At 43.3% G+C, this 15,756-nt stretch carries 15 protein-coding genes and 2 pseudogenes; 9 read left to right on the top strand and 8 right to left on the bottom strand.

Annotated elements, in window-relative coordinates; genetic code table 11:
* Window positions 1-19 precede the first annotated feature (19 nt).
* Complete coding sequence (locus NSU00_RS02500; RefSeq protein ID WP_340703361.1) at window positions 20-865, top strand: MFS transporter; 846 nt, start codon at window positions 20-22, stop codon at window positions 863-865.
* On the top strand, window positions 756-1,379 hold the full coding sequence (locus NSU00_RS02495) for an MFS transporter (RefSeq protein WP_340703360.1): 624 nt from the start codon (window positions 756-758) through the stop codon (window positions 1,377-1,379). Before NSU00_RS02500 ends, NSU00_RS02495 begins: the two co-directional genes overlap by 110 nt.
* Window positions 1,380-1,399: 20 nt before the next feature.
* On the opposite strand, the gene NSU00_RS02490 is transcribed toward NSU00_RS02495, so the two are convergent.
* Window positions 1,400-2,494, bottom strand: coding sequence for a helix-turn-helix transcriptional regulator (locus NSU00_RS02490; RefSeq protein ID WP_340703359.1), 1,095 nt, complete (start codon window positions 2,492-2,494; stop codon window positions 1,400-1,402).
* Window positions 2,495-2,779: 285 nt separating this feature from the next.
* On the opposite strand from NSU00_RS02490, the gene NSU00_RS02485 reads away from it, so the two are divergent.
* Window positions 2,780-4,192, top strand: coding sequence for a glycoside-pentoside-hexuronide (GPH):cation symporter (locus tag NSU00_RS02485; RefSeq protein ID WP_340703358.1), 1,413 nt, complete (start codon window positions 2,780-2,782; stop codon window positions 4,190-4,192).
* Between the two features lie 234 nt (window positions 4,193-4,426).
* Here the strand turns inward: NSU00_RS02485 and NSU00_RS02480 are convergent, their stop codons facing one another.
* From NSU00_RS02480 to NSU00_RS02470, 3 genes are all read right to left on the bottom strand, one after another.
* On the bottom strand, window positions 4,427-4,633 hold the full coding sequence (locus NSU00_RS02480) for an HTH domain-containing protein (RefSeq protein WP_327077200.1): 207 nt from the start codon (window positions 4,631-4,633) through the stop codon (window positions 4,427-4,429).
* Window positions 4,634-4,741: 108 nt separating this feature from the next.
* The gene (locus NSU00_RS02475) at window positions 4,742-5,941 is read right to left on the bottom strand and encodes an MFS transporter (RefSeq protein WP_013858362.1); all 1,200 of its coding nucleotides are present in this window, start codon (window positions 5,939-5,941) and stop codon (window positions 4,742-4,744) included.
* 330 nt (window positions 5,942-6,271) lie between these two features.
* On the bottom strand, window positions 6,272-7,387 hold the full coding sequence (locus tag NSU00_RS02470) for an RNA-guided endonuclease TnpB family protein (protein WP_340703357.1): 1,116 nt from the start codon (window positions 7,385-7,387) through the stop codon (window positions 6,272-6,274).
* Window positions 7,388-7,474: 87 nt separating this feature from the next.
* Between NSU00_RS02470 and NSU00_RS02465 the strand changes: the two genes are divergently transcribed.
* Window positions 7,475-7,615 carry a ribbon-helix-helix protein, CopG family gene (locus NSU00_RS02465; RefSeq protein WP_003352379.1) on the top strand — a complete coding sequence of 47 codons (141 nt, stop codon included), beginning with the start codon at window positions 7,475-7,477 and terminating at the stop codon, window positions 7,613-7,615.
* Between the two features lie 391 nt (window positions 7,616-8,006).
* Here NSU00_RS02465 and NSU00_RS02460 read toward each other — a convergent pair whose 3' ends face one another.
* The gene (locus NSU00_RS02460; protein ID WP_029143143.1) at window positions 8,007-9,020 is read right to left on the bottom strand and encodes an NADP-dependent oxidoreductase; all 1,014 of its coding nucleotides are present in this window, start codon (window positions 9,018-9,020) and stop codon (window positions 8,007-8,009) included.
* Window positions 9,021-9,511: 491 nt separating this feature from the next.
* Between NSU00_RS02460 and NSU00_RS02455 the strand changes: the two are divergent.
* Window positions 9,512-9,748 (top strand): annotated as a pseudogene (locus NSU00_RS02455) (CoA transferase); the annotation flags it as partial.
* 96 nt (window positions 9,749-9,844) lie between these two features.
* On the opposite strand, the gene NSU00_RS02450 reads toward NSU00_RS02455, so the two are convergent.
* Together NSU00_RS02450 and NSU00_RS02445 are read right to left on the bottom strand one after the other, a co-directional pair.
* Window positions 9,845-10,105 (bottom strand): hypothetical protein, encoded by a 261-nt coding sequence (locus NSU00_RS02450; protein WP_328013454.1) that lies wholly within the window; start codon window positions 10,103-10,105, stop codon window positions 9,845-9,847.
* Window positions 10,102-11,016 carry an Rpn family recombination-promoting nuclease/putative transposase gene (locus NSU00_RS02445; RefSeq protein WP_315958954.1) on the bottom strand — a complete coding sequence of 305 codons (915 nt, stop codon included), beginning with the start codon at window positions 11,014-11,016 and terminating at the stop codon, window positions 10,102-10,104. Before NSU00_RS02445 ends, NSU00_RS02450 begins: the two co-directional genes overlap by 4 nt.
* A 196-nt stretch (window positions 11,017-11,212) precedes the next feature.
* On the opposite strand from NSU00_RS02445, the gene NSU00_RS02440 reads away from it, so the two are divergent.
* Window positions 11,213-12,130 (top strand): aldo/keto reductase, encoded by a 918-nt coding sequence (locus tag NSU00_RS02440; protein WP_061565457.1) that lies wholly within the window; start codon window positions 11,213-11,215, stop codon window positions 12,128-12,130.
* A 233-nt stretch (window positions 12,131-12,363) separates the two neighbouring features.
* On the opposite strand, the gene NSU00_RS02435 is transcribed toward NSU00_RS02440, so the two are convergent.
* The gene (locus tag NSU00_RS02435) at window positions 12,364-13,332 is read right to left on the bottom strand and encodes an LCP family protein (RefSeq protein WP_340703904.1); all 969 of its coding nucleotides are present in this window, start codon (window positions 13,330-13,332) and stop codon (window positions 12,364-12,366) included.
* A 313-nt stretch (window positions 13,333-13,645) separates the two neighbouring features.
* On the opposite strand from NSU00_RS02435, the gene NSU00_RS02430 reads away from it, so the two are divergent.
* From NSU00_RS02430 to NSU00_RS02420, 3 genes and pseudogenes are all read left to right on the top strand, one after another.
* Window positions 13,646-13,852 carry a transposase gene (locus NSU00_RS02430; protein ID WP_445684484.1) on the top strand — a complete coding sequence of 69 codons (207 nt, stop codon included), beginning with the start codon at window positions 13,646-13,648 and terminating at the stop codon, window positions 13,850-13,852.
* Between the two features lie 206 nt (window positions 13,853-14,058).
* Window positions 14,059-14,453 (top strand): annotated as a pseudogene (locus NSU00_RS02425) (IS3 family transposase); the annotation flags it as partial.
* A gap of 516 nt (window positions 14,454-14,969) precedes the next feature.
* Window positions 14,970-15,743: a PPC domain-containing protein gene (locus tag NSU00_RS02420; RefSeq protein ID WP_340703355.1), complete on the top strand. Its 774-nt coding sequence runs from the start codon at window positions 14,970-14,972 to the stop codon at window positions 15,741-15,743.
* Window positions 15,744-15,756: the final 13 nt, after the last annotated feature.

Raw genomic sequence — 15,756 nt, 5'->3', positions numbered from 1 at the left:
CAGTTGGATCAACTTGCTGTTGGAAAATACCATAAGCGCGCAACGATCATTATTGGAGTCGGACTATTTTTTTGAGTTTTTCGAAGTATTTCTAGCAAGCGTTCTGGGCAGTGTTCTAAGTGAAGAATTCCATGTTAAGTCATCCATGCTTTCATTATTATTGGGTTCCAGTTTCTTAGGGATGTTTATCGGAGCTATCTTTTTGGGCAGACTGGCCGACAAAATCGGAAGGAAAAAAGCATTTCTTATCAATCTGGGGATTTACAGCATTTTTACCTTTTGCATTGCATTAAGTCCGAACGTTGGATTCATTATTTTATTCCGCTTTTTGGCAGGCTTGGGTCTCGGTGCACAGCCTGCGTTATGTGATGCTTATTTAAGTGAAATCATCCCGACAGCAAAGCGCGGAAAATACATTGCCTGGGCCTATACGCTTTCATTTCTCTCCATTCCGGCCGAGGGATTCCTGGCTCGCATGCTTGTTCCGTTAACACCGCTTGGAATTGAAGGATGGAGATGGATGTTTATGATCGGTTCGATTGGTGCCCTTATTGTTTTTTTAACAGCACACTTGCTGCCGGAATCCCCGAGATGGCTGGCAACGGCAGGAAAGTGGGATGAGGCGGCAGAAGTATTTAAAAAATTGGGTGGCAGTAAGACACAAGCAGAGGAATTCCGTGCAAAGGCTTCCCTGACACAGCGTGATGCCGCTCAACAGGACAGGCAAAGCAGGCCGATCTTCCAAAAAAAAATGGATGAAGAATACAATCATGCTTTACATTTTCCAAATTTTCCAAACGATCGGATATTACGGGTTTGGTACACTGTCACCTCTTGTGTTGGCGCAAAAAGGTTACAATATTAGTCATTCCTTAGAGTATATTGCACTCTCGTTCATCGGCTACCCGCTTGGTGCTCTGCTTTCCGTTCCACTCATCGAAAAAATTGACAGAAAATGGCTTGTTAGTGCTTCAGCTTTTGGCATGGGCGTGTTTGGAATTTTATTTGGAATGGGGACTATTGCTTCCATGATCATTGTTTTTGGATTTATTTATACGCTGTGCAGCAATATTTTTTCAAATGCTTTTCATGTCCTGCAGGCGGAAATCTTTCCAACTGAGATCCGGGCAACGGCCACCGGTGCAGCTTATAGCGTAAGCCGGCTGATGAGCGGTTTAATGCCTTTCATTCTATTGCCAGTTTTGGAGCATCAAGGTGCAACAACAATGTTTGCGATCGTGGCGCTGGCAATGATTATTGTCATATTGGATATCTCCCTTCTGGCACCAAGAACAACCGGGCGTTCACTGGAGCATATTGAAAATGCGTATGATGATGCGCCGCCTATTCGCGCTGATGGTGTTGAAGCAACAAAATAACATGCCATATCATGCGGCGGTTACAAAAAGAGGATATTTACACCTTCAAAGGTACGGTTATTCATATCGGTAAAATCCACTTTTTCATTGGGGTTGCAAGTGAAACAAACGAACTCGCATTGGCCGGAAATTTGCTTCAAAAAGGCTGCCTTAGAAGCTGCCGGAGAAACCGGCACATGCAGGCCTACTTTCACAGCAGAAGCCCGCTTCTTCACTGTTTGATAAAAAGCCTGGTAAAAGTTTCTTTGCGTGCCGCCCCACTCCCTGAAAGCCAATTCAAACCGCCATTTTTCGACAAAAGGGCTGCCAAAGTATTGAAGGCTGTGCTGTAAAAAGGCATCCAGCTTCTTTAAATATCCGGCACTGTCTGCTGCTTCTTTCTCAACCTCCACGCGAATGAAAGGCACAAGCCCAAGCCGTTGAAAACTGTTCAACAGGGCATCCATCTGGTAAAATTGCCCGCCAATTTGATAGAGGGGGGTTGTCATCGCAAAGCTGTCCGAAAACAGATTGGAAAAATAGACATAGTCAAATCCGATTTCCTCCTGGACGATCCTCAACTCCGCCTGTACCTCTTCATGCAAAACATATTCCAGGTTCCCGATTGCCAGTATTTTTGCACCTTTTTCGCCAGTGAACACAGGCTCCGGCGGCAGATCGATATAGACGGTGGAGACCGCCAGTTCCGTCAGCATCGTGCTTTTTTCCCGGTCCGAAATGTATTTGCTGACTTCCATGAAAAATTGGGGCGACTTCAGCAATGTGGATTTTTTCTTTCCGCGCCCTTCCTCCGTATCCGAAAGTTCGATTTGGTGAAAACGGCGATATTCGGAAGGCGTTTGCCAGTATTTTTCTTTAAAAGCTTTATTGAATGCCTTTACATTTGGGAAACCATTGTTCAGGGAAATCCGGGTAATCGGGTGGTCCGTATAAATAAGCTCGCGGACTGCCGATTTCAAACGGAGCTGTTTGATATATTGGGAGAAACTGGCACCCACTTGTTCTTTGAAATAGTGGGATAAGTAGTAAAGCAACAAATAATGACGGTTGGCGATTTCCGCGAGTGTAATCGGTTTACGGTAATTTTTCCCAATATAAGCAAGAATCTCTTTCATCCGTTCATCCTTGATGCCGGTGTGGGCATGGCGGCCGAGTCGGAAAGAGGCTTTCTCCTTTTGGAAAACGTGGAACATGTTCGTAGAGAAAAGTACGTCGCATTTTAGTAAAACTTTACTAAAAAATCACTTGACATCGCGGTTAGATTGGCATATCCTTTCTTTGTAAGCGGTTTATGTTAGCGCTTTTATGGTTTTCCTCTATTATTCTCGTTTGAAACTCCAAAGTTTTTAGTAAAAATTATGAAGCTTTATACAGGCAAACCCAGGCAGGAGGAGTTAAGAATGAAACAGTTGAAACAGTATTTGTCATATGCACTCGGGGCTTTTGGACATGATGCTTTTTACAGCGCTTTAAGCACCTATTTTATGATCTTTGTCACCAGCCAGCTTTTTGACAACAGCCATTCGGGATTGGGTGCGAAAATGATTGGGATTGTAACGACCATGATCGTCGTGATCCGTATCGCTGAAATCACGTTAGATCCGTTTATTGGCGGCATCATTGACAATACGGAAACGCGTTACGGAAAATTTAAACCATGGCTGTTTACCGGGGCGGCTGTAAGTTCAATCGCGCTGATTCTTATTTTTACCAATTTAGGCGGCTTAACGACAAAAAGCCCGTATCTTTATTTGATTCTATTTGGCATTATTTTTGTGATTCTTGATGTATTTTATTCTATTAAGGATATTTCTTTCTGGTCGATGCTGCCGGCTTTAACGATTGATTCGGATAAAAGGGCCAAATTCGGCACGATTTCCCGTTTCGGCTCTACGTTAGGAGCCCAGGGCGTTGTCATCGCGGTTGTACCGCTCGTTACTTTTTTCTCCCATATTTTTTCCGGTACATCAGGTGAGACGGAAACACGCGCCGGGTGGCTCGGTTTTGCAATTGTCATTGCGCTTGTCTCTTTTTTAGGGGCGATGGCCACCATTTGGGGGACGAAAGAAACAAAGAACTTGATCCGTGAAAGCGCCGAGAAGATTCGCCTTCGCGATGTGTTTAAAGTGCTCGGCAAAAATGACCAGTTAATGTGGCTGGCACTCTCTTATTTTCTTTTTGCCTTAGGGTATACGATTACAAACTCGCTTTTAATTTACTATTTTAGATATGTGTTAGGAAGACAGAGTGATTATTATTTAGTCGGCGTGATTACGGCCATCTTAGGAATGGTATCTGTTGCCCTGTTCCCGGTCATGGTGAAATGGGTGAAACGCAAAACCATTTACACCGGCGGCATTATATTCATGCTTTGCGGTTACGTGCTGTTTTTAACGGCCGGGCATCATTTAATTCCTGTTTTGGTTGCTGTTTCGCTGTACTTTTTCCCTTATCCGATGATTTTCCTGGCCGCGCTTATGACGATTACCGACAGTGTGGAATACGGACAATTAAAAATTGGGAACCGGAATGAGTCTGTCACATTAGCCGTACGCCCTTTGCTTGATAAACTGGCCGGCGCCTTTTCCAACGGGATTGTCGGGATAGCGGCCGTACTTGCCGGTATGACAGGGAATGCCCTCCCGAGTGATATCTCAAGCCATGGGCTGTCCATCTTTAAACTTTTCATTTTCTTCGGCCCGATGATTTTAATTGCCATTGCAGCATTGCTCTACTTTTTCAAAATCAAGCTGTCAGAAGAAAAACACGCGCAAATTGTACAACAGCTTGAGCACAAACTAAGCACAAAGTAACAGCATAAATGTGAACGGCCGGCAGGAGTGTAAATCATGATGCTAGGAAACATTTTGAATAAGAAGTTTTATAAAATTTGCGTTAGGCAGCAACTTCAACTATCTGATTTGTTCAGTAAGCCCTAAACGAATCATGCAAAGGCCGTAATATTTCCTTTCCGCCTGTTCCTGGCAGCCTGTGGGAAAACAGGTTGCCGGCCATGGGAACAAAACGAATTTGCCCGCAGCATTCCTTTATTTCCATTTTACGCCAAGCTCATCGCTTTTCTGTTGAATTTGCCGAATTTCCTCCCTTACCGTCCGGTCGCTAATGCCCAGCCGCTCCCCGATGGCCTTCGCATTCAGAGGGCCATCCGACTTTTGTAACAACCATAATATTTGTTTTTGCCGATTCGAAATCAAGGCTTTTATTCCCCTTTCACTGCCCTGCTGTCCATTCATTTTTATAGAACGATATACGAAAAAGGGTGCTTCCGCCGTTTCGAAGCATCCTCTTTTGGAAAACTTTTTTTGCAAATATGTTTGCCTCTTGCCTATCCCGCAAAGACTTCACCTCGCGTGTGATCTTTCTTTCATTAACGGGAAGGCAAAGCAGAGGCCGATGATAAAAAATAACGCCGCAATTTCAAAAACAGCCGTCACCGACAGCCATACTTTCACCAGGCCGGCAAGGCTCATCGTGATCACCATTGCCCCCGTGAAAAGCGGGTAAAGCGTGCCATTCACCCTGCCAATATAGTCCGATTCCGTATTTTGTAAAACCATTGTGCTGATCCCGATTTGAATGCTTGGCAAGAACAGGCCGGAAACCAGCTCCGCAGCAAGCGTCAGCCAAAGAGAAGTTGACGCGCCGATCACCGCAAGCCCGAGGGCATTCGCGAGCAGTCCGGTAACGAGCAACTTAAGCGGGGAAGTGGATCTTGAAAAAAACATTGAAAACGCGCCGCCTGCAATCATGCCGATCCCGTTTACCATCACGAGCCACTGGAGGTATTCTTTCGGCAGGCCGAGGCGATCGGTTACAAGAAAAATATTCATCGGCTGAATGAACCCGACGCCGAGCCCGGCAGTAAGAAATCCGCAGCCAAGCAGCCTGAGCTCCTTCTTTGCAAGCACATAACGAACCCCGCTTTTCATTTCCTGGAAAATATTTGTCGCATTTTCAGCCTTTTTGACCTTTTCATCGCGCGGAATAAAAGACAAGGCCGCTGCGGAGAGCAGGAAGGCCACCCCGGTAATGGTTATCGAAAGATCAATTCCTAACCTTTGATAAGCAAATGTGCCGATCACCGGGCCGAAAATCATGAACACGGCATAAATCGTCTGGTACACCGCCATCCCCTGCTGAATCAGGCTTTCTTCCAGATGCATTTTGAACAGCTTTAATCCCGAAGGCTGCGAAAATTGCGATAAAGTGGAAGAAACGAGCATGGCAAAAAAGATCACCTGCCACGAACCAAATATAAGCGCGCCGATCACGGCAAAAACTGAGGCGGCACTAAGCAAATCGCACCAGATCATCGTTTTCTTTGGCTGCCACCGGTCCGCATATGCCCCGCCGATAAAACTAAAGATGAAAATTGGCAAATAGTCTGCGACTGAAATCATCGATACCGCAAGCGGATTTCCGTTCGTTTTATCTGTAACAAACAACAGGACGGCAAAATTCCGTACCCAGATCCCGGCTTGCAAAAATAATTCCGATAAGAAAATCATCCGGACAAACCGGTTAGTTAGCAGTTCTCTCAAATTTTATATCCTCCTGCGCCGACACCATTGTGCCCCTATCATACCGGAATCACCAGGCGTGTGCAAGGTAAAGATATTTGACGATTTCCCCTCCGCACATCCGGATTCTTGTGGTGAAATAATGAAAAATCTGCCAATAAAAAAGTAGACTTGCATGAAACCTGTTTTGTTTTTGGCTTTTGCTAAATACTGTTAAAGAAGATTTGTGAACTACCCTCCACTTATCAACCTTACGGTTTGATTGAAGTGGGGGCTTCTCGACTTATCGTTGCTTTTACTAGCCAACGAAAACTGACCGAGCTAACCCTCTTGTTCCAAGAGTTTTGTTACTTATGATAACGCGAATAAGCGTAATCCCTCATTTTTGATATTGATTGCAGAATTGTGATCGCGATCTAATACAAAGCCGCAAGAACATTTATATACACGTTCAGATAATGGCATTTCTTTTTCCTTGCCGCAACATGAACACTTCTTAGTGGAGGGAAACCACTTATCAATTTTCACAAGTTGTTTCCCCTGTTCTTTTAGCTTATACGCTAAGAAAGTAGTGAACATCCCCCAGCCGTTATCATGAACGCTTTTCCCAAAGTGAAGGGCTTGAGACATCCCTTTCATGTTCAAGTCCTCAATCACGACAGCATCAAAGTTAGAAGCTAATTCTTTTGACTTATGATGAAGAAAATTCATGCGTTGGTTCGCCACTTTCTCATGTAACTTAGCCACTACTAGTCGTTGCTTGTTCCAACGTGCAGAACCTTTCTTTCTTCGAGAAAGAATTCGTTGTGCTTTTGCTAATTTTTCTGACATCACACGATAATAACGAGGATAATTGGCTTTCTCATTCTCGCTACTCACGTATAATTCAGCCATAGCAAAATCTAGCCCAATGACATTTTCTATTGTTTTAGGCTGTATATCTTTTTCGTATTCTGTTAGTACGGAAACATAGTATTTTCCTGACTTTGTTCTGGAAATGGTACAGGATTTCAATTTATAATCAGCAGGAATTTCTCTATGCTGTTTCATTTTTATTGGCTTTTTGATTTTTGGCAGTTTGATATGACCATTTTCTAGCTTAATATTTCCGTTGACCATATTAGTTGTATAGGATTGTTTTGCTTTACGATTTTTGAACTTTGGAAAATCCGCATTTCCTTCAAAGAAATTCTTATAAGCAGTCTGTAAGTTCATTTGTGCATTTGCCAAAGCTAAAGAATCCACTTCTTTTAGGAATGGAAATTCACTTTTATATTTTGCAGGAGTCGGAAACTTTTGCTTTTTAAGCAATTCTTTATCATCCTTGAACTTTTCATACGTTTCTTTGCGTTCAGCTAACATCTTATTGTAGACAAAGCGAACACAACCAAATGTCTTAGCTAATAATGCGGATTGTTCTTTGTTTGGTAACAAACGAAACTTGAAAGCTTTGTTTTGCTTGGCCATATCCATTCACCTCACTTTGTGCGGAAAAATTTCGTATATATTGATTATACTGTAAAAAATCCGTACAATCAATATGAGGTGATAATCATGAGAGAAGAGAAAGAACGTGTAGAAATTCGTATGCCTAAGACGATATTAGAAAAATTGGAGCAATATCAAAAAGAAAATGGGATTCCAACTAGAACAGCCGCAATCTTAGAATTGTTGAGAAAAGGATTGGAAAAATAACTTTGGCTAAAGCCAACCGAAATTCATCTCCCACCTACTCATTGGTGCGATTCGCACCTTTACATTCCTAGAGGATGGGAGACTTCTTTCGGAAAGCCGTTAAAAACACAGATTCAGCCACGATCCAAAAGTATTTTTGAATGGCCGTTTTTGAATTCTTCTATATAAAAGATGCAAAGCAATACACCGGTACAACGGTATTTTTAATTTCTGCTGCATTGTGATGGATCCTATTGAAAAATTCCATATAGCCTGGGGAACGCACAAAAGAAGGACATCACTTGTTGTCAAGTATGGCAGCCTTTATCCCCGCCCTATACCTGATCCATGAATCGTTATGCCCCAATTTGTGCAGCCGGCCTGCACCCATTATGCATTATTTCTCACTACATTACTCAAATTCGCTGATTTTCACCAGCTGCTTACCGATATTTTTTCCTTTAAACAAGTCGAGAAAAGCGTCAATGATCGAATCAAAACCTTCTGTTATCGTTTCTTCATATTTTAATTTGCCTTCGTTCAACCAGGCGGCAAGCTGGGCGCCGGCTTCTTTAAAACGGGAACTGTAATGGCCGACTGTAAAACCCTGCATCAGCGAACTCGTTTTGATTAAATAACTCTGTACACGCGGCCCGACATCCGGCTCTGTTTTATTGTAAGCGGATATGGCGCCGCATACCGGAATGCGCGCAAAATTGTTCAACAGCGGGAAGACCGCGTCGGAAATTTCACCGCCAACATTGTCAAAATATACATCAACACCGTCAGGGCAGGCTTCCTTCAGTGCCTTTCCGACATTTTCCGTTTTATAATTAATGGCAGCATCAAACCCTAATGCTTCTGTCAGGTAGCGGCATTTTTTCTCAGATCCGGCAATTCCGACAGCACGCGCCCCTTTGATTTTTGCAATCTGGCCGACAGCGGAGCCGACCGCCCCTGCAGCACCCGATACAACCACCGTTTCGCCTGATTTCGGCTTCCCGATATCGATCAGGCCGAAATACGCGGTAAGCCCGGTCATTCCAAGGATGCCAAGATTGGCCGTAACGGGCGCAAGATCGGGATCCAGCTTCCGGATCATTTTTTCATGCGCAAGCGAATATGTTTCCCAGCCAAGTGAGCCGATCACGATGTCGCCCTTGGCAAATTGGGCGGACTTGGATGCGACAACCTGTCCGATCACGCCGCTTACAATGACATCATTCAGCTGAAACGGTGGGATATACGATTTCACATCCTCCATTCTGCCCCTTAAGTACGGATCGACGGAGATATACACATTCCGAATTAGCACTTCGCCTTCACCCGGTGTGCCAATTGGCGCTTCGGTAAAAGCAAAATCTTCCATTGTTGGCGTTCCAACAGGCCTTCTCGCCAGCCGGATCTGTTTTTTATTCCCCTCCATGAAAATCCCTCCTGAAAAACCATTTTCCTCTAATTTAACATTCCCCAATTCGGCGGTCAAAAATAATGCAAACAAGATTTTCCGGATATTGGAATTCAACACGCACTGGTATGATGAAAATCCAATCAACCACGCGCTATGCGAATGCACCATAAACCGCAATCAGCAGGGCCAAGCTGGCTGATAAACCGTACAGGGATGTCACCTGTTTACTTTGATTTTTTAATAAAAATATTCAAAAACAATTTACAATTTTGCCGAAATGGATTATCCTATATACATAACACCCACCAAGCTTTGTGCGATGTTCCATCCCCGGAATACGTGAACAAAGCCAGCCGGGGGCAATCCTGTTGATGAAAGACATAACTGTTTATTCTGCCTGCTTATTCCGCAAGATAAGTTGTTCGACAGAAAAAGCCAGTCATTTTTATCCGTGCCTTTTGGATGCAAATGCTGGTTTTTTCTATTTTTTGAAAGGGGTGGATAGATTGAAAGCCGCATTGTCCGGGATAAAAGTGCTTGACTTAACAAGGGTGCTGGCCGGGCCTTTTTGCACAATGATCCTTGTCGATCTCGGTGCAGAAGTGATCAAAGTCGAAGCACCCGGCGGGAGTGACGAAACACGGGGATGGGGGCCGCCGTTCCAGCAAAAAGTAAGCGCTTGCTATTTATGCGCCAACCGGAATAAAAAAAGCATTACGCTTGATTTAAAACGTGAAATTGGAATCGTTTGTAACAATTCTTCTCTTCCTTCCTTTTTTCCCTTCCTATACCCGCGGTCAAGGTAAGAATTCGGCAGCTTTATTACTTGTTCTGCTTCGTCACAAACCGGGCTCAATGCTTTCCCCCTCTATCTGCCTTTTGATTTTCAGGATCTCCTCTTCACTCAAGCCGGATGCTTGGGCAATGATCTTCAAATCCACTTGATTTTTTAACAAGTTGGCAATAAATCTTTTTAACTTTTCTTCACCTTCTTCTCTTCCTTCTTCCCTTCCTTCTTCTTTTCCCTTCCTATACCCGCGGTCAAAGTAAGAATTCGGCAGCTTTATTACTTGTTCTGCTTCGTCACAAACCGGGCTCAATGCTTTCCCCCCTCTATCTGCCTTTTGATTTTCAGGATCTCCTCTTCACTCAAGCCGGATGCTTGGGCAATGATCTTCAAATCCACTTGATTTTTTAACAAGTTGGCAATAAATCTTTTTAACTTTTCTTCACCTTCTTCTCTTCCTTCTTCTTTTCCCTTCCTATACCCGCGGTCAAAGTAAGAATTCGGCAGCTTCAATACTTGCTCTGCTTCATCCGGATCCAGCATTTTAATGTTTTCCATTACTTCCGCCTCCTCTTTTTCATTCAGTTTTAAATAAAAATCAAAGAAACCATATAACAGCCTCATTTTTGCAGGGTCGAGTTCCATCCGGGCTAGCATCCGCAGAAACTCCAGTTTGACCTGCACCCGCTCTTTTTTTGTATACCCCATTTTGCTCAGCAATGCTGCGGCAACGGGATTGTTGCTCCGGATATAATCTCTCCAGTTTTTCTTAATCAGATGAATGGATAAATAGTGAAAACGAAGAATTTCGATGTTGTGGAAGGCAAAGGTGTACGTATCGGGGGTCTCTGTTTTCTCCTCATAACTGAATACGGCAATCGGCAATACTGGTTTCCGGTGCCTGAGGCTGATCATCATGTAATAGCGAAATAGTCGCTCAGGAAAAAGTTTCTGGTAATACGACTGGGGCTCTACATGGATGAGAATCACGGTGTCTTTGCCTTTTACCTTCGTCTCGGCAAGGATGTCAACCCGTTTTTGTTCGCCGCCCGGAAAGTCCGTAAACTGTTCCTGCGACAAAAACCTCACCCGGCGGTAGTCAAGATCCGCTGACACATCCGGGAAGAACGCTTCCATAAATTCCTTAAAAAAGTTTTGGATCAGCTCCTTAAACAAACGGTCATGCACGTTGTAACCGGCCTGTTTTTCCATTACCAGTTCCAATGGCAAATCGCTCACTCCTTTTCTTATTTTTCAGTTTTATTTTAAAGGACACTCGCCCTATTTTCAAGTGAATTTTACTATCTGCAATTTGCAAATTTGATCCGCCATTTCCCGGTCGTGCAAGTGCTTTTCATTGACTTAGCAGACGATCCAAACTCATAATAAAATTGTGAAGAATTTTACAGGAGGTATGAAGTTGAATCATATCAATCTTGGCAAGAGCGGTATATTGGGATCAGAAGTTGCTTTAGGCTGCATGCGGATGAATGCGTTATCGGAAAAAGAGGCACAAACGATGATTGAAACAGCAGTCGAGCATGGCATCAATTTCTTTGATCATGCCGATATATACGGAAAAGGAGAATCAGAGAAAATTTTTGCAAATGCGCTGAAAAACAGTTCCATCAAACGGGAAGATATCATTCTACAATCAAAATGCGGCATCGGCGACAAAATGTATGATTTTTCCAAATCGCATATTTTACAAGCGGTTGACGGTATTCTGGAACGGCTCCAAACCGATTACCTGGATATACTCCTGCTACACCGCCCTGATCCATTAATGGAACCGGAAGAAGTTGCCGAAGCTTTTTCAGAACTGCAAGATGCCGGCAAAGTCCGCCAGTTCGGGGTCAGCAACTTCCATCCGTACCAGGTAGAACTTGTCCAAAAATTCGTTTCTCAAAAACTGATTGTCAACCAGTTGCAATTCAGCATCGCGCACACCGGCATGATTGACTTCGGGATGCACGTCAATATGAAAGACGAACGCAGCATCAACCATGACGGCGGAATTCTGGAATATTCCCGCCTGCATGATATCACCATTCAAGCTTGGTCGCCATTCCAGTACGGGTTCTTTGAAGGCGTCTTTATCGACGATCCAAGATTCCCGGAATTGAACGAAAAACTCGGCCAATTGGCGCAAGCACAAGGCGTCTCCAAAGAGGCCGTCGCAACCGCATGGATTTTAAGGCACCCGGCGAAAATCCAAGTCATTGCCGGAACAATGAACCCGGAAAGGCTGAAAAAAATCACAGAAGCATCAAAAGTAAGCCTTACCCGCCGAGACTGGTATGATATTTATTTTGCTGCCGGCAACGATTTGCCTTAACAGGTATATTGTTGGATCCAAAAACAGCAGTGGGCCTCGTGATCGTTTCCCTTTTAAAACAACAGAGCAGCTTTCCCGCTTTAGCTTCATAATGATAAAAAGATGCCGGACCAAACAACGGCATCTTTTTATCATCCTTACACTGCTTCCCTTTCCACGTACTTCGTCTCGTCGGAAAATGCCGCTTATCCCAGCTCCATCATGCAAATCACAATCCCCCATTCCGAATCCTTTTATTCAAAGTGCTTCATGGTCTTTTTCAATGCCGTCTGGTCAAGGACGATTTCCGAGTTGTTGTTTTTTAAAATATCGTCATACATGCTTTTAGAAGTGCCTTTCAGCTGGTAATAGGTCACTTGCTTATCTGTGTTGAGATTTTTTACAAGCAGGCCGAGGCTTGCGATATCTGTTTTGGACATATTGGTAGCAATGACAAAATCAGATGATTTGTCCACCAGATTCGGCAGTTTTGTTAAATTTTTCGGCTGGAGTGCGGTTTTGGCAATACCGATCAGCACTTTTGCCTGCAACAGCTGGCGGTCATAGTCCACATTTTTCAACGAATAGCGTTCATGTACAAGCTCTGTCACCATCTCCCCGTCAAGCGTCTGCGTACCTTGTGCAATTATTCTTCCTTTGTTTTCCGGGTACCAGGGGTGTGTCAGTTTTACATCAAACGGCACATCCACATCAATCGTCCCCAGCGCATCCACCATCGACTGCAAGCCTTCATAATTCGTTTCCACATAATAGTTGACCGGTACGCCTGTCAATTGGCTGATTGAATTAATAGCGGCTTTAATCCCGGCTGTTGTGCCACCTGTTGCCTGTTTAATATATTGCACGCTTGTCAGTTTCGTATAGCCGTAGCCATCAAGATACACGCGTGTGTCACGGGGAATGCTGGCCATGTTATACTTGTGCTTATTCAGATCGACATGCAGCAAGATAATCGAATCCGAGTGGCCCACCTTCTGCCCTTTTCGCTCATCCGAACCGAGTAAAAGGACATTGAATACGTTTTCCTTCATTTTGGGTGTTGTTGCGCCTTGGCTGCCCGGGTTGTTCCTTGTTTTAGAAACGGTCGGCACGTTTTTAAAATGGTTCTCCGGCTGCAGCTTTTGGTAAGCAAAATAAGCTACACCGCCGCCCAATACAACAACCGCCAGTAAAATGGATAAAAAGATCCTCAGTTTTTTCATCATTTCCTCCAAAATCATTTATGTGTAAACTATTTAAATTATATAACATTTTTCCATCCAAGACTATACAATTCGACAAAATTTTGTTGTAACTGGCAACTTATTCATATGATATCTCACCTTCCCCATGATGCCACAAGTTGAAAATTTGTCTGTTACCAAACAATGGGGCCATAGTTTCCTGTCCTATGAAGAACCTTCTCATATTTTTTTCAGATTGAAAATCCCCACTTTTAAACGGAACCCAGCTGCAGCCCCGCTATAATGGACCCATAAAACTAGACACAAAATGAGGAGCTGTTAAAGTAGGTTTATGAGAAAAAGTTATACGCCTGAATTTAAAACTCAAGTCGTGCTAGAGGTCTTAAAAGAAGAAAAAACGATGAACGAAATTGCTTCTGCTCATGGAATCCATGTGAATCAAATTCGCCAATGGAGAAATGCTTTTCTTGAACAGATTGTTTTTTGCAAGAAAAAAGTGCAGAGTATTGCAGTATATAAATTCGTTTATACCGCATAAAAATTCAATCTGAATTCTCGCTATTAAGGGCTTGACATGGAGCCTCTGCAGCCATGATTCTTTTGCCAAGCGGCCAGCTGTAACAGATTTGGCAAACCCAAACAGGTTATCATGGCTACCCCTCCATGTAAAGCCCCTCTGCATAACCATTTGCATAGAAATTTTGCACATCTCTGCACTTTAATTTTGCAATAAACAAACAGATGCCAAAAGTCTTTGAAAAAGGCAACAAAAAAGTTGAAAAATGAAAGCCGAGTATGAACAGACCATTGAAAGTTTCTATGCGGAAGTCGGCCGCCTAACCACGCAGTTGTCGTGGCTTAAAAAAAATCTGGAATTAAGGAGTAGAGCAGAACGAGTTGAAATGGTCGACTGGGATGACGAAGCAAAACTGCCAATTTCCATCCAGGCCGATCTTTTGAGCCTGAACCGTTCAAGCCTGTACTACAAGCCAGTCGGGCCGTCTCCTGAAGAATTGTTTATCAAACATCGGATTGATGAAATCTACACCAAACATCCCTATTACGGCTCCAGGCGCATTGTTGCTTTACTGAATGCCGAAGGTTTGGTCATCAACCGAAAGGCTGTACAGCGCTACATAGGCCCTGGGCTATAAGACTCCTGCCTCCGTTTATGGCCTTTAAGTGATTCATCTTTCGGGTAGAGGATACTTCTCCGGGGGTGTTGTGTCAAGGGTTCGGCAAAGCCCTCGCTACACTCGCCCTTGACACAACACCCCCAGAGAAGGAAAAATAAAGCAGGATGAATCACTCCAAAAAATGTGAACTGTCCACTAACTGCCTCCAATGAGCATCCTCACGCTCTATTAGTCAGTATCTGTTTTTCAGATTCTGCCCCACCTTAAAAATTTTAAATTTGTGTCTTGACGATGGGGTCCACCTTACGCTGGTACTAACTGACTTCCCCGGAATTCCCGAACTACTCTGGAAAACAGGATTTGTAGCTTTAAAAATACGATAAATCCCTCATACAAAAGCCCTATAAAAATTGTTGTTTATTTTTCCAATTTCTTTTATAATAGAATTAGTTTTTTTAATTTTGCAAAGAAAGGAGACGTGTTTTCCCACTTATTTTTAATTTGTCGATACTGGAGGGGTTGAATAGTGAAGGTTATAAAAAAACCATTTACTTGGTCTTGGCAATTGCATTAATTTTACCAGCACTTGTTTTACAAACAGGTCATGCTTCTGCGAGCACCACGCAAACTTTAAACTTTAATACGACAGTTACTAACACAATAAGTAACAAAAATGCTGAGCAAGTCTATAAAATTACACTGCCTTCGGCTGGTACAGTGAAAGTCAATTTAAACTCGTATATCGAAGCTGTTATCTTGGATCTGACAGATGAAAATGGAGAGAGTGTATGGGGTTATAGCAGAGACATTTACGATGGATCTGCTTCCACGCCAAAACAATGGTCGGATCAAGCTGATTTGGAGGCCGGAACCTATTACATCAAGATTTCCCAGGCCGATGATTATACCGGAAAATATGATTTAAAGGTTGGATTTAATACTGCAGGAAGCAATGAAAAAGAGCCGAACAATGGCACATCACAAGCACAGCCTATTACACTCAATACCCAGAAAATCAACGGTTTTCTTAGCTTAAATGATGATACGGATTGCTATAAATTCATTTTGAAACAAGCAGGCACCATTGATGTTCACGTAGATTCAAACATTTATGATGCTTCTCTGGATCTTCTGGATGAAAGTGGAAATGATGTTTGGGGAGATGAAGACATATATGGTGGATCCTCTCAAACGCCGAAGCAATGGTCAAAGAGTGTTGATCTGGAGGCAGGAACCTATTATATCAAGATTTCTAATTCGGGCTTGCTGAATAAGCAAAAATTCCAGATTTGACAAGGATTTTGGC

It is taken from the genome of Weizmannia sp. FSL W8-0401 (assembly GCF_038009125.1).
In the GTDB taxonomy this organism is placed as follows: Bacteria; Bacillota; Bacilli; order Bacillales; family Bacillaceae_C; genus Weizmannia; species Weizmannia coagulans.
The sequence above is the reverse complement of the archived record's forward strand: the minus strand, read 5'-3'. Positions and strand labels throughout refer to the sequence as shown.

What these genes read in the sequence shown, in the direction of transcription:
- NSU00_RS02495 (WP_340703360.1), top strand. Translation starts at nt 756, where the DNA reads ATGAAGAATACAATCATGCTTTACATTTTCCAAATTTTCCAAACGATC.
- NSU00_RS02490 (WP_340703359.1), bottom strand. Translation starts at nt 2,494, where the DNA reads ATGAAAGAGATTCTTGCTTATATTGGGAAAAATTACCGTAAACCGATT.
- NSU00_RS02485 (WP_340703358.1), top strand. Translation starts at nt 2,780, where the DNA reads ATGAAACAGTTGAAACAGTATTTGTCATATGCACTCGGGGCTTTTGGA.
- NSU00_RS02480 (WP_327077200.1), bottom strand. Translation starts at nt 4,633, where the DNA reads ATGAATGGACAGCAGGGCAGTGAAAGGGGAATAAAAGCCTTGATTTCG.
- NSU00_RS02470 (WP_340703357.1), bottom strand. Translation starts at nt 7,387, where the DNA reads ATGGCCAAGCAAAACAAAGCTTTCAAGTTTCGTTTGTTACCAAACAAA.
- NSU00_RS02465 (WP_003352379.1), top strand. Translation starts at nt 7,475, where the DNA reads ATGAGAGAAGAGAAAGAACGTGTAGAAATTCGTATGCCTAAGACGATA.
- NSU00_RS02460 (WP_029143143.1), bottom strand. Translation starts at nt 9,020, where the DNA reads ATGGAGGGGAATAAAAAACAGATCCGGCTGGCGAGAAGGCCTGTTGGA.
- NSU00_RS02435 (WP_340703904.1), bottom strand. Translation starts at nt 13,332, where the DNA reads ATGAAAAAACTGAGGATCTTTTTATCCATTTTACTGGCGGTTGTTGTA.
- NSU00_RS02430 (WP_445684484.1), top strand. Translation starts at nt 13,646, where the DNA reads ATGAGAAAAAGTTATACGCCTGAATTTAAAACTCAAGTCGTGCTAGAG.